Annotated in this window: 9 protein-coding genes; 6 read left to right on the top strand and 3 right to left on the bottom strand. The window is 64.2% G+C overall.

The genetic code is table 11. The annotated features are described in order from the left end of the window. Nucleotides 1-26: 26 nt before the first annotated feature. On the bottom strand, nucleotides 27-1,604 hold the full coding sequence (locus BBIA_RS05120; RefSeq protein WP_033493893.1) for a type 2 periplasmic-binding domain-containing protein: 1,578 nt from the start codon (nucleotides 1,602-1,604) through the stop codon (nucleotides 27-29). 311 nt (nucleotides 1,605-1,915) lie between these two features. Between BBIA_RS05120 and BBIA_RS13270 the strand changes: the two genes are divergently transcribed. The 6 genes from BBIA_RS13270 (at nucleotide 1,916) to BBIA_RS13265 (ending at nucleotide 10,713) form a co-directional block, all read left to right on the top strand. Next, the gene (locus BBIA_RS13270) at nucleotides 1,916-2,998 is read left to right on the top strand and encodes a LacI family DNA-binding transcriptional regulator (protein ID WP_051923806.1); all 1,083 of its coding nucleotides are present in this window, start codon (nucleotides 1,916-1,918) and stop codon (nucleotides 2,996-2,998) included. A gap of 384 nt (nucleotides 2,999-3,382) precedes the next feature. Next, nucleotides 3,383-4,315 (top strand): carbohydrate ABC transporter permease, encoded by a 933-nt coding sequence (locus tag BBIA_RS05110; protein WP_033493894.1) that lies wholly within the window; start codon nucleotides 3,383-3,385, stop codon nucleotides 4,313-4,315. After that, nucleotides 4,308-5,273, top strand: a complete 966-nt coding sequence (locus tag BBIA_RS05105; RefSeq protein ID WP_081892041.1) for a carbohydrate ABC transporter permease — start codon at nucleotides 4,308-4,310, stop codon at nucleotides 5,271-5,273. Before BBIA_RS05110 ends, BBIA_RS05105 begins: the two co-directional genes overlap by 8 nt. Nucleotides 5,274-5,456: 183 nt before the next feature. Beyond that, complete coding sequence (locus BBIA_RS05100; RefSeq protein WP_033493896.1) at nucleotides 5,457-6,770, top strand: ABC transporter substrate-binding protein; 1,314 nt, start codon at nucleotides 5,457-5,459, stop codon at nucleotides 6,768-6,770. 237 nt (nucleotides 6,771-7,007) lie between these two features. Then, nucleotides 7,008-9,227 carry a glycosyl hydrolase 115 family protein gene (locus BBIA_RS05095; protein WP_051923805.1) on the top strand — a complete coding sequence of 740 codons (2,220 nt, stop codon included), beginning with the start codon at nucleotides 7,008-7,010 and terminating at the stop codon, nucleotides 9,225-9,227. A gap of 460 nt (nucleotides 9,228-9,687) precedes the next feature. Further along, the gene (locus tag BBIA_RS13265; RefSeq protein ID WP_051923804.1) at nucleotides 9,688-10,713 is read left to right on the top strand and encodes a LacI family DNA-binding transcriptional regulator; all 1,026 of its coding nucleotides are present in this window, start codon (nucleotides 9,688-9,690) and stop codon (nucleotides 10,711-10,713) included. 42 nt (nucleotides 10,714-10,755) lie between these two features. On the opposite strand, the gene glgX is transcribed toward BBIA_RS13265, so the two are convergent. Continuing rightward, on the bottom strand, nucleotides 10,756-13,383 hold the full coding sequence (glgX, locus tag BBIA_RS05085) for a glycogen debranching protein GlgX (RefSeq protein WP_033493898.1): 2,628 nt from the start codon (nucleotides 13,381-13,383) through the stop codon (nucleotides 10,756-10,758). 87 nt (nucleotides 13,384-13,470) lie between these two features. Beyond that, nucleotides 13,471-14,182 (bottom strand): ROK family protein (locus BBIA_RS05080; protein WP_156103671.1); only part of this gene is annotated, 712 nt, incomplete at its 5' end.

Here is a 14,182-nt window from a genome sequence, read left to right as displayed (position 1 = left end):
CTCTGTCGCGGGACGCTGGACGCGCGCTACTTGATCGCGCGGTCGTACGCCTGCTGCCACAAAGCCACGGCCTTGTCGAGACCGGCGGTGTGCAGCTTGTTCACGTACTCGTCCCAGCCCTGGTCGACGCCGCCGTTGACGATCCAGTCGGCGAGCTGCGGCACGGCGTACGTGAAGATCGGGGTCATGTAGTTGGTGGCCTCGTTGGCCTCGTCCGTGGTTAGGCGCGTCCAGATCGGGATCACGTCCTTGTTCCAGTCAATGTGCTTGTAGTTCTCGGTGTACGCCTTGTCCACGCCGAGCAGGCCGGCGCTCTTCTGATCGCCCTTGATGGTCATGTCGTCGCGGATCGCGTACGTGCCGCCGGAGCCGAGCGACAGGTCGACCGACACGTCGGCGTAGCGCTTCGGGCTGACCGTGTACGTGTGATTGCCGTCGTCGGACACGTATTCGGGGATGGAACCGTACTTGGTGATCACCGACATCTTTTCGGAGTACAGCGCGTCGACGATCTTGTAGATCGCGTCCTTGTTCGGCGCGTCCGCGGCGACGGACAGCTTGCCGCCGAAGTAGCGCGCGGCGTCGCGGCCGGCGTCCCACGTCACGTCGTCGGCGCTGGTGCCGGGCGCGACAGGCGCGGCGAGACCGATGTACTGGCTCTTCAAGGTGTCGCCGAAGTCGGATTGCCACCAGCCGAACGTGGCGCCGACCCGGGCCGTGCTGCCGTCGCCGGCGCGCTGCGTGTTGTACGCGGACGAGTCCTGCGTGAGCGCGTCCTTGGGCATCAGGCCCTTTTCGACCAGTTCGTGCAGCATGCCGATCACGGTTTTCATGTTGTCGGTGTCGAGGACGTTGCCGACCTTGCCCTGCTTGGCGTAGAAGCCGCCCGCGCCCGACGCGGTGGCCACCTGCGTGACTAGGCCGGTGGAGTTGAGGAACAGGAACGGGCTGTACCAGCCGATGCCTGTGGTGTCGAGCTTGCCCACGGTGAACGGAATTTCGTCGGCCTTGCCGTTGCCGTTCGGATCCTTGGTCTTGAACGCCTCGAGCGCGTTGACGAACTCGTCCCACGTGCGCGGCACCGGCAGCCCGAGCTTGTCGAGCCACTGCTTGTTGATCATCAGATGGCTGGTGGAGGTGGCGTAGTCCTTGCCGTTGTCGGCCGGCAGCGCGTAAATGTGGCCCTGCTCGTCGGTGGCGAGGTGCTTCATGGTCTTGTTTTCGAGCGCCGACTTGAGGTTGGGCATCTGGTCGAGGTGCTGCGAGAGGTCGTCGAACACGGCCTGGTTGCGCGTGGTGTCGTCGGTGCTGAACAGGTTGAGCGTGATGTCGGGGATTTCGCCGGCGGCGAGCATGGCGTTCTTCTTCTGCGAGGCGTCGCGGCTCACCTCCCATTTGATCGTGCAGTCGCAGGCCGCTTCGAGCGGCTTGGTCAGGCCGAGCTTGGAGATATCGGCTGTGGTGGCCGATTGGACGCTGAAGATCGTGACGAGCGGCTTGCCGTTTTCGTCGGTGGCGGCGTTGCCGCTGCCGCAGCCGGCTAGTGCGGTGAGCGCCGCTATGGTTGCGGCCGTCGCCGTGATGATTCGCTTGTTCGCAGACATTGGATACTCCTTCGTTTCCTGCGCGTTTCCGCGTTCGGTGGATCGCTCCGCCGGCCATCCGCGACTGCACTGACTGCGGGTGGTTTTCTTTGTCCTTCTTATGAAATACGTATCTTGAAATACGTATTTCATACTGTAGATCAACGATTCGAGAAACGCAAGCCGGCGACACGCGCGATCCGGGACGGCGCCGATCTGAATATGTCCGTTTGCGCGTTGCTGGAGCGTGATTCCTCACGGCGGCGTACGCTGGACATACGTATTCCGTATCAACGTATGACCGGGACTGATCGCGACAAAGGAGAATCGTCATGGCAGAGGGCATCGCGGCGCGCAGACGGCCGACCAGCAAGGACGTGGCGGCACTGGCTGGCGTGGCACAAAGCACCGTCTCCCACGTCATCAACGGCAACTATCCGGTCTCCGACGCGGTCCGGCGGCAGGTGCTCGACGCGATGGAACGGCTCGACTATCATCCCAACGCCAGTGCGCGCACGCTGCGCACGTCGCGCACGCGCACCATCGCGCTGCTCGAGAAGCTGGACGAGCACACCGCCGGCTACGACGTGCTGCCGTATCTGGCCGGCATTATCCGGCACGCGCGCGAGCGTGACTACGATGTCATCGTCAACACGCTCGCCGACGACGACAACGCGCTGGACCGGCTTTCGCAGCGCATGATTTGCGACGGATTCGTCATCATGGACGTCGTCGAGCATGATCCGCGCGTCGAACGTGCCGCGCAGCTCGCCGTGCCGGCCGTGCTCGTCGGCAACGCCGGAGGGTTCATCGGCGATGTAACCGTTCCGGACTCGGGTCGGATGCCGGATTGCGTGTACTACGACTACGACGCGGCCATGGCCGAAATCGCGCGCGAGGCGGCCGGCTGCGGCTGCGACGTGTTGGTCATGGTGCGCGACGAGCCGGATGACGGTCGGTCACTGCCGCCGATCGAACGGACGATGTACGACAGCGGGCGGCGAGAGGCGGAACGGCTTGGCTTGCGGGTCGAACTGATCGCTCCGCCGACCGGGGGAGAGGACGGCGTTGCCGCCGTCGGTGACGAACTGGCCGCCGCGATTGCGGGGCGGCGTGCCGTGATCGCCATGCGCGGCGTCAATCTGGGAGATACGGTGCGGCGATGGTGTGTGACGCACGGTATCGTGCCTGGCATTGATGCGGCGATCGTCGCGATTGGGCCGGCCGCTGCGCAGGGGCGGTATCCGGAGCTGTCGTATCTGCCGACGCGGCCCGACGCCGTGGTGTCGACTGCGATCGACCTGTTGGCCGCGCGCATCGACGGCGACGCGTCGCCGACCGTCGTGCGAGCTGTGGCTCCTGAACGCATCGTCCACCGCGGCACCACCCTGCCGATGATGGCTGAGCGCCGCTGATTTGCCGCGCTGGAACAAGTGGCAACACGCCGAGGATTGTCGATACGAATCGATGCGGGAGAACGTAGTTATCGATAACTAGAGATGATCGCGTCTGGTGGCAGCTGGAATGTGCGGTACTATAAATACGTATCGATCGATACGTATTTACTAGGTGGGCAACGGAACCGCCCGACTGGAAGATACGCCCACCGATCGGCGACATACCAAGCAATCGCAGTCCTTCCGACGACGGACGGCACTGTGATTCGCAGCGAAGAAGCACACGGCAAAGGCTGCCGCGAAGAAAGGAACGACGGTGTTGTCAACCATCATGCGCAGGTCGATGACCTCGCGAACCATAAGCGGGCCCAAGCCGTCCGCAGCCAGCGAAAGGAGCGCGTCATGAGCTACGCGGCCGAATTCGCCACGCTGGTCAAAACCAGCGGTAAAACCAAGGACAAGCCGAAGGACACCAAACCGGCACTGGGCTTCCTCGCCCCGTGGATCGTTGGCGCGTTCTTCCTGACGTTCATCCCAATGATCGTCTCCCTGTACCTGTCGCTGACCAAATACAACATGCTCGCCTCGCCGAAGTTCGTGGGATTCCAGAACTACGCGACGCTCATGCAGGATCAGCGCTACCTGCACTCGCTGGTAGTCACGTTCAGCTACGTGATCATCTCCGTTCCGCTGCAGCTCATCGCCGCGCTCGCCCTTGCCGTCGTGCTCGACCACGGTATGCGGGGCCTTACGTTCTACCGCTCCGCGTTCTATCTGCCGTCCATGCTCGGCAGCTCGGTTGCCATCGCGGTGCTGTGGAAGATGGTGTTCGGCTCCGACGGCCTGTTCAACCAGGCGCTCGGCCTGCTCGGCATGGACGTCACCCAGTCGTGGATCGCCAACCCGGACACTGCGAACTACACGCTCATGGCGTTGCACGTCTGGCAGTTCGGCTCGCCGATGGTGATCTTCCTCGCCGGCCTGCGTCAGATCCCGAAGGAACTGTACGAGGCGGCCAGCGTCGATGGCGCCGGCAAGTGGCGCCAGTTCCTGTCGATCACGCTGCCGATGCTCTCGCCGATCATCTTCTTCAATCTGGTGATGTCGATCATCAACAGCTTCCAGACGTTCACCCAGGCGTTCGTCGTCTCCGGCGGCACCGGCGGCCCCAACGACTCCACGCTGTTCTACACGCTTTATCTGTACATGCAGGGCTTCGGTTCGATGAAGATGGGCTACGCCGCCGCGATGGCGTGGATCCTCGTCGTGATCGTTGCCGTGCTGACCGTAATCAACTTCGCCGTTTCCAAGTACTGGGTGCATTACGATGACTGACGCAACACTGAACATCAAAGCGAACGCCAAGGCCGCTAAGCGTGCGGCCGTGTCCGCAACAACCGTCCCCGCGTCCTCGGCTGGCGCGTCGGACGTGTCCATCCCCGAATACAAGGACAAGAACAAGGTCCGCAACATCGTCGTCCAGATCATCAAGCAGCTCGTCGTGCTCGCCATCGCGCTCGTCATGCTGTACCCGATCCTGTGGATGATCGCCAGCTCGCTGCGCAAGCCGAACGAGATCTTCACCAACATGGGACTGTGGGTCGCGCATCCGCAGTGGAAGAACTACGTCGACGGATGGTTCGGCCTGAGCCAGCCGTTCGGTCGCTACTTCCTCAACTCGCTGCTGCTCGTCGCCTGCGCGATCGTCGGCAACGTGATCACCTGCTCGATGGCCGCATACGCGTTCGCCCGGCTCAACTTCAAGGGACGTCCGCTCATGTTCGGCTTCATGCTGCTCATGCTCATGATCCCGATCCACGTGGTCATCATCCCGCAGTACATCATCTGGAACTCGCTGAGCATGATCAACACCTACATCCCGCTCATCGTGCCCAAGTTCCTCGCCATGGACGGCTTCTTCACCTTCCTGTTCTATCAGTTCATCCGCGGGCTCCCGCGCGACCTCGACGAGGCCGCCAAGATCGACGGCGCCGGCCATTGGCGCATCTACTGGCAGATCCTCATGCCGCTCATGAAGCCGGCCATCGGCACCACTGCCGTGTTCACGTTCATGTGGACGTGGAACGACTTCTTTAGCCAGCTCATCTACCTGACCGACCCGAAGCTGTACACCGTGCCGATCGCCCTGCGCGCGTTCATCGACGCAACCAGCAAGTCCAGCTACGGCCCGATGTTCGCCATGTCCGTCCTGTCCATGATCCCGCTGTTCATCGTGTTCTGCTTCGGCCAGAAGTATTTGGTCGAAGGCATCGCCACCACCGGCGGCAAGTGACGCGGACGGAGCGTCATCCGTGTTGTTCCTCGGTCGCTGTGCTGAGCACAGCTTCCCTCGGTACGCCTTGATGCCGCACGCGTCCGCGCCACTTGCCAAGGCAAGCGGACGGAGCGCTATCCGTATCAACCAAACAACCGACAACCCAAGTTTTTCGATAAGGAAATATCAAAGGAGATAACCATGAAGTCCATGAAGAAGTGGATCGTCGCGGCCGCCGCCGTGTCCGCTGCCGCGCTCGCCCTGTCCGGCTGCGGCACCAAGGCCGGAGGGGCAACCGGCGAAGTCAAGGCATCCGACGGCGACGTGACCATCCGCATCGGCTACTGGGGATCTGACAGCCGCGTCAAGCTCACCGAAGAGGTCATCAAGGGCTTCGAGGAGAAGCATCCGAACATCAAGGTCGACATGACCTACAACGACTGGTCCGGCTACTGGGACAAGCTCGCCACCGACACCGCCGGCAAGAACTCGCCCGACGTCATGCAGATGGATGAGCTGTACCTCGCCTCTTACGCCTCGCAGGGCTCGCTTGTCGACCTCGACACCACGTCCAAGTACCTCGACCTGAGCGGCATGGACGAATCCCTGCGCGACATGGGCAAGGTCGACGGCACGCAATACGCGGCCCCCGTCTCCTCCACCGCGTTCGGCGTCGTGCTCAACAACGACGTCATCAAGAGCCTCGGCCTGACCGTGCCCGACACATCCAACTGGACATGGGATGATCTCAAGGCGTTTGCCAAGCAGGTCGTCGACAAGTCCAACGGCGAAACTGTCGGCATCGCGCCGCTCAACAACGGCATGAGCCTGCAGCTGTGGGCCCGCCAGCACAACGAGAACCTGTTCAAGGACGGCAAGGTTGCGATCTCCGAGGACACGCTCGCCAGCTACCTGCAGATGGCCTACGACTGGACGCACGGCGACCAGATCTCCGGCACTCCCGACCATCAGGCCGAGCAGGCGTCCGGCACCACCGACCAGAGCGACTTTGCTACCGGCAAGCAGGCCATGATCTTCACCCAGTCCACGCAGGTTTCCGTGTACGCGAAGGCCGCCGGCACCGACAACATGACCCTCGTGCCCATTCCGAACGACGGCGAGAACGCCAAGTACGGCTACCTCAAGCCCGGCATGTACTGGGCGATCTCCTCGCAGTCCAAGCACCCGGCCGAAGCCGCCGAGCTCATCGACTACCTGCTCAACGACGAGGACGCGGGCAAGACCATGAGCACCGACCGCGGCATCCCGTCCAACAACAAGATCCGCGAGGCGCTCGCCGACTCCGCGACCGGCACCGACAAGCAGGCGCTCGACTTCCCGTCCCAGATCCAGGACACGCTCGGCGAGGCCCCGTCCATCACGCCGAATGGCGCGTCCGACCTCGACAAGATCATCGCCCGCTACAGCCAGAAGGTGATGTTCGGCGACCAGTCCTCGGCCGACGCCGCCAAGGCCATGATCAGCGAGCTGAACACCGCGATCGCCAGCGCCTGATCGATCGGCTCGGCCGGCGGGATGCGTCGTGTCGGTTCGTGCGGCTGGCTGGCCTGTGGCCGGTCGCACGAACCGACGATGCTCCCGGTCGCCATTGTGTCTCGGCTCGTGCGAATCGTGCGAGCCATTGGCAAGAACCGGCAACCGTTTGCTGGTATTGAGATTCCCAAGTACAGTAAATACGTATCAATAAATACGTATCGACAATGTTGATTTCCAACCCAAGAGGTGACTGCGATGTTGCTTGACGTCCTTACTCCCATCGACGTGGACGGCCGTTCCGAAGCCGTGCGTCAGGCCGCCGCCGACCTGCGGCGCGACCTCGGCGTCGTGTGCGGACGAGGCGATGCGGCGTCCGATGCGGCAGCCGCACCCGGCGCGGACGTGACGGCCCGCATCGAACTGACCGACGATCCGTCGCTGGGGGAGGGGATGTACCGCGTCGTCGCGGACCACGGCGTGCTGCGCGTCATCGCTGGCAGTGACTTCGGCTTCATCTACGGCCTGTACCACATCAGCCGCGAACTGCTTGGCGTGCCCGACCTGTGGTTCTGGATGGACTGGACGCCCGCCGTCGCCGGACGCAAGCCCGGTCCGGTCGCCGTGCCCGACGGTTACGCGTTCGCTTCGCAGCCGTTCGCCGTGGCCGACCGAGGCTGGTTCGTCAACGACGAGGTGCTGCTCATGGGATGGCAGCTCGACAACGACCCCGACCAGCCGTGGGAGATGGTGTTCGAGGCGCTGCTGCGCTGCGGCGGCACGATGGTCATCCCCGGCACGGGCAACAACTCCGCGCACCACGCGCAAGCCGCCGCCCGGCGCGGCCTGCGCATCGCCCAGCACCACGCCGAACCGCTCGGCGCGCGCCTCTTCTCCTCCGCCTACCCGGACCTCAACCCTTCGTGGGACGAGCACAAGGATCTGTTCATCGGCTTGTGGAAGGAATCGCTCGAAGCGCACCGCGGCCAGCACGTCATCTGGAACGTCGGCTTCCGCGGCCAGGGCGACTCCGCGTTCTGGGACTCCGACCCGACCTACGACACCGACGAGAAGCGCGGCGCGCTCATGAGCGAGATCATCCGCATCCAGCGCCGCATGGTGCTCGACGCCGACCCGCAGGCGCGCACCTGCGTCTACCTGTACGGCGAAACGCTGGAACTCTACCGCAAGGGTGTGCTCGACCTGCCCGACGACGTCATCAAAATCTGGTCCGACAACGGCTACGGCCGTATGGTCACGCGCCGGCAGTGCAATCACAATCCGCGCATCGACGCCATGCCGAACCCCGCCGACCGCGGCGCGCAGGGCATCTACTACCACGCGTCGTTCTACGACCTGCAGGCCGCGAACCACATCACCACGCTGCCCGTGCGCCCGGAGCATATCGCACACGAGCTCGGCGAGGTGCTCGCCCGCGGCGGCGACGCGTTCTGGATCATCAACTCGTCGAACGTCAAGCCGCACGCCTACTACCTCTCCCTGATCGCGCAACTGTGGCGCGACGGGCTCGCCGGGCTGGACGGCGCGGCCCGGCCGGCTGCGTCGATCGCGCAGGCTCCGTCGACGACAACGCTTTCGTCGTCCGCGTCGGCTTCGTCCGGTGAGGCCGAACCGTCGCTTGCATCGGTCGGCGCGCTGCTCGCCGGATCGTCCGTCGACGATGCTGCGGCGACGTTTGTGCAGTCGGCCACGCGCACGTTCGCAACCGAGTATTACGGCGAGCACGACGCTGCGGCCGTGGCCGACGCGTACGCCGGCTACTTCGACGCGGCCGTCGCGTACGGCGAACGCTGGGACGAGCGCGCTGGCGAACAGTACTTCAATCACTGTCCGCGCATGCTGGTCACACAGTTCATGCGCGACCGCAACGCAAGCTGCGACGACATGCGCTGGGCGGCGGGCGACGTGCCGCTGGTCGAGCAGATCGCCGTCGTCGACCGCATCGCCGCGCGCGGGGCCGCGCAGTACGCCGCGCTGGACGATCGCGACACGGCCGCCGCGACCGTCATGTCGCCGCGGGCACGACGTCTGTTCGACGATTCGATCGCGCTGCATGCGCGCGTGTACCGCCACTGCTGCGAGGCCACGCACCTGACGTGCCGCGCGCTGTGGGAGGGATTCGCCGAGGACTGGCAGCACGCGTTCTTCCACGCGGGACTGGCCCGGCGCGAGTTCCGGCGGGCGCGCGAGGCGATGCTGGCGCGCGAGCACGGCGTATGGCACGGCTATTATGCGAACGAATGCCTGACCGACATCGCGCAGAGCGTGTGGGTGCTGTCCGGGCTCATGGCCTACCTGCGCACGATGGGCGACGGGCCGCACTTCTTCCAGTGGCAGCGCGACTTCATCTACAGCCGTGAGGAGCAGAAGATCAAGACGCTGCTCAACCTCGAGAACCATCTGACCGACGACGAAATGTTCGACGCCATGCTCGTCAAGTGGGAGGACGCCGACTGACCGGGCACGGGCGGCCGTACCGCCCAGTCGGCGTGCCGTTTGGCCGGCGTGAGCGGGTGTATGTTTCACGTGAAACACCCCCAAGATCGCAAGCCGGCTTTATACGGCACGATCTGGTCACGCGATGGCATTTCGTCCGGTTTTTCCATCGCGTGACCCAATGACTGGTCATGGGATGGCGTCGATGAGGTAGACTGCCATCGCGTGACCGTGGAATCCGGGCGTGTTGCGCTTATGTCGTACGCAGTCCTATCACGGGATGGCATTTTGCCCGGTTATTCCATCGCGTGACTGGATGGCGGGTCACGCGATGGAATTTCAACAGCTATTGCCATCGCGTGACCAGTGACCAGTGAATCGAGCATGCGCCGCCTGCCGCATCGCGGGTGCTCCCGGCAGCGTGTGCCGCGCCGTTCGGTGCTATGTTCGATACGTATAGTCAGGATGAAGGACCGCCGCCATGCCACGAACCAGCAATCACAGGCCCACCAGCCGTGACGTCGCCAGACTCGCGAACGTCGCGCAAAGCACCGTCTCGTACTACATGAACGGTAGTCGGCCGGTCGCGGCGGAAACCAAGGCGCGCATCGAAGCGGCGATGAAGATCCTCGACTATCATCCCAACTCGAGCGCGCGCACGCTGCGTACGCAGCACACCAACCTCATCACCCTCATCGAGCGGCTCTCGTACGAATCCGACGGCACTGACGTCACGCCGTACCTGAGCTCCATCATCGAAGAGGCATACCGGCTCGGCTACGACGTGATCACCAACACCACGCAAGCCGACCCGGACAGCCTGCGCCGCATGGACGGGCGTAACATCTGCGACGGATTCATCCTCATGGACGTCACCGACGAGGACAACCGCATTCCCGTCGCCGCCGAAATCGGCCTGCCGACCGTCATCTTCGGCCGTCCGCGCGACGCGCACGGGCTCGACCTCGTCTACTTCGACTACACGCACGTCGGCGGCGTGATCGTCGACTATCTGGCGAACCTCAACCATCATCGCGTGCTGTATCTCGACGACGACTACGAGGCGAACCGCAATTACCTGACCATTCAGGGCATGTACGGCACGATGCGCGAGCACGCGCAGGCGCACGGCATGGAATTCTCCATCGCGCCGATGCCGCAAACCGACTCGACGCCCGCGCTGGACGCGATTTCGGAACTCATCGACGACAATCTGGCGATCGTGACGCGTCAGCCGCGGCCGACCAGACAGATCATGGACGCGCTCGACCGGCTCGGCATCACGCTCGGCCAGGACCTGACGCTCGTGAGCATCTGCCCGAACTCGCGCATCCCGCGGTTCGCGGTCAAGCCGACGAATATCTCGCAGCAGCCGCGCGAGGTTTCGCAGCTCGCCGTGCGCACGCTGGTCGAGCGCATCAAGGAACCGGACCGGCCGCAGGTCGAGCGTCCGGTCCGGTCCACGCGTGTCACCACGCGCGAGACGACGGTCGATTTCCGCAAGTAGCGCGTACGGCGACGGTCGCCGGTCGCGCCGCCGTACGGGCGACTACCGTACGCGCCGCATCACGCTGATGCACAGCGATGGGAACGTCCACAGGCTCGGATCGTCCGACTTGCCCGTGTCGGCCGGCATCTGCTCTCCGCTCGACGCGTCGTATTGCGTGGACGCGTCGCCGTCGGGGTCCATCGCGTCGGTGATGTTGAGGATCGCGTTGTAGTCGTGCGCCGCGGCCGGCACGCTGTTGCGCATCGTGTTGATGTGCGGGTCCTTGTCGACCGGATCGTTGCTCTCGTACTGCGGGCGGTCCAACTTCGACTGCGAGGCGAGCGCGTGCTGCACGGTTTCGACCAGATCGTGGATCGGATCGTTTTCGTTGACGATTGTCGTCCAGTTGCGGTCGTCGAAATGCTTCGGATTGAGCCGCTTGATCAGCACGCCGTGCCCCGGCTGTTCGCCGTTGACCACGGCCGAACACCATTCGCACTGCCATTCGCAGTCGGACGGCAGCCGGAAGTGCAAGTCCTGGTCGGTGCCGTTGATCACGATAAGCACGTCCATCTCGTTGGCCGACAGCAGCCGCATCTGGAAGCTGCGCACGCTCGTGTCGAACCAGTCGCGGTCCATCGGCGTGGTGCCGTCCGGCAGGTACCACTGCACGCGGCTCGACGGCTTGAACAGGCCGAGCTGCGTGAGCAGCGTGAAGAACTCCTCGTGATGGTACAGGTCGAGCGACTTGCGGATCGCGATCAGGCGCGACACGGTTTCCAAACGGCGCATTTCCGGCGTTTTCTTGGTCTGGTACAGCCAGTTCCAGTCGAGCCAGGTGATGTCGTTGTCCTGTGCGTACGCGTTGTTGTTGCCGCTCTGCGAGTTGCCGAATTCGTCGCCGGCGAGCATCATCGGCGTGCCGAGCGAGAGCATGAGCGTGCCGAGCATGTTCATTGCCGCGCGGTTGCGCCGCCGCGTGATGGCCGGGTCGCGCGTCGGCCCCTCCACGCCGAAGTTCGACGAATGGTTGACGTTCGAGCCGTCCATGTTGTTCTCGCCGTTGGCCTCGTTGTGCTTCGTGTTGTACATGGTCAGGTCGGCGAGCGTGAAGCCGTCGTGCGCGGTCACGTAGTTGATCGACGCGACGCAGCCGCGGCCCGGATCGGTGGCGAACAGGTCGGCCGAACCGCACAGTCGCGTCGCCATCTCCTGCATGCCGATCGTGCCGGCGACGCCCGGCTGCGTGTTGGTGAGCCAGAACCGGCGCGTTGTGTCGCGGAAACGGTCGTTCCATTCGCTGAACGGCAGGCCGAAGCCGCCGGTGCGCCAACCTTCCGGGCCGAGATCCCACGGTTCCATGATGAGCTTGAGATTGCCGAGCAGCAGGTCGGAACGCAGCGCGTACAGGAACGGGTGGTGCTTGGTGAAGTTGCCTTCGAGGCGGGCGAGCGAGGCGGCCAGGTCGAAGCGGAAACCGTCCACGCCGATGCGCTTGGCCCAGTAGCGCAGCGAATCGACTGCGAACGTGAGCACGTGCGTGTTCGTGAAGTTGAACGTGTTGCCGCAGCCGGTCGTGTCCTCCAGGTGGCCGATGTCGTTCTTCTGACGGCGGTAGTAGGACAGCGGGTCGAAGCCGCGCCAGCAGGTCGTTGGGCCTTCCACACCGCCCTCGCAGGTGTGGTTGTATACCACGTCCATGATGACCTCGAACCCGGCCTCGTGCAGCGCGCGCACCATATTGATGACCTCCTCGCGCACCGCGCCCGCGCCCTTCTTGCGGGCGGCCTCGGTGGCGTACGAGGGTTCGGGGGAGAAGTAGCTGAGTGTCGAATAGCCCCAATAATTGTGCCGGCCGCGCTCCTGCAGGAACAGTTCGTCCTGCTTGGCCTGGATCGGCAGTAGTTCGATCGACGTGACGCCGAGCCCCTGCAGGTATGCCAAGGTGATCGGATGTGCGAGCCCGGCGTACGTGCCGCGCAGCTCCTTTGGCAGCCACGGCGCGTTCGCGGTGAAGCCCTTGACGTGCAGCTCGTAGAGCACGGTCTTGCTCCACGGCACGTGCGGATGCACCGGATCGTCGTCGTGCTTGGTTGAATCGCGGTCGTCGATCGCCACCGACACGGGCATTTTGCCGAGCGCGTCGACCGTGCTCATCTCGCCGAACGCGTCGCCGTGCACGCGGCCGTCCGTGCCGATCTCACACTTGTAGGAGAACGCGGCCGGATCGAGCTGCATCTTGCCGTCGATGCCCTTGCCGTACGGGTCAAGCAGCAGCTTGTACGGGTTGAACCGCAGACCGATCTTCGGGTTCCACACGCCGTCAACGCGGTACGCGTAGCGCATGCCGTCCCACGCTTTGGGCAGATGCACGTACCACAAGCCGTAGTTCGGCCCCTCCATGCGGAACAGCGTTTCGCGCATGTACAGCGACTCGATGATGCGCGTGCACACCGCGTGCGAGTGGATTTGGTTGATGAACGGGGACGGCGACTCCTCGAAGATGCGCACGGCCTCGTTGAAAAAGGCGGTCGGCTGGTCGACCGGCTCGTAGACGCACAGCCATACCTGATCGGCGGTTTCCGAGCGCACCACGGCATCCGCGCCGCCGTCCTCGGTGAAGTACAGGCCCGGCCTCGTTGCATATCGGTGCGGTATCGCATACCGCTGGGGTATAGCGTTCTTCATGGCTCCCATTGTAACGGGGCGGCCTGTGGGAGTGTCGTACCGGTTCGAGACGCGGGGCGGGGCGGAACTGCGGCGGAATCGGCGTGGCTATCGGCAGCTGTTAGCGTCCAGCCAGTCTCCGATCAGGCTTAGTGCAGCACCCAACGCGGGCTGTCCGTCCATGCACAGTCCGCGCCGCAGCCGCAGGTCGTCGCCGCCGAACGGGCTGAGCTTCGCCACGCGGGACTTCAGGTCGGCGATGTCGTCGTCGTCGAGATACTGCGCCGCCTCGCCGCCGACGATCACGTCGCCCGCAATTACGGAGCGCACGTTCGCAATCGCCTGCGCCACACGATCCAGCCATTCGTTCATACGCTCGCGATGATGCGTTTCGCCCTGCTCAAGCACGCTGAAGAAACCCGGCAGGCTTTCGTAGTCCTCCGGCAGCGTTTCGGGCGAGCAGTACGCGTCCATGCAGCCTCGCTGACCGCAGTAGCACGGCCGGCCGCCCGGCACGAGCGACATGTGCTCGATCATGCCGTCGCGAAACGCCGCGTTCTGATGCAGACGGCCGTTGACCACGATTGCACCGCACGGCCGACGGTCCAGATAGATGCAGATCGCGTCGCGCAGCGTGGGGTCGAACCACAGTTCCGCCGTGGCTGCGGCGTCCGCGTCGCGCATCGGCGTGAGCGGACGGTGCATGATCTGGCGCATCGACTGCACCGAAAAGCCGGACGTGCCGGTCGCGTCCGCGAACATGGTCTGCGGGCGTTGCTTCGGCGAATCCGGCGTCGACGCGTCCGGCGCGGCGGGGGCG

It is taken from the genome of Bifidobacterium biavatii DSM 23969 (assembly GCF_000741165.1).
Taxonomy (GTDB): domain Bacteria; phylum Actinomycetota; class Actinomycetes; order Actinomycetales; family Bifidobacteriaceae; genus Bifidobacterium; species Bifidobacterium biavatii.
This window is presented reverse-complemented; position numbering and strand designations above follow the sequence as displayed.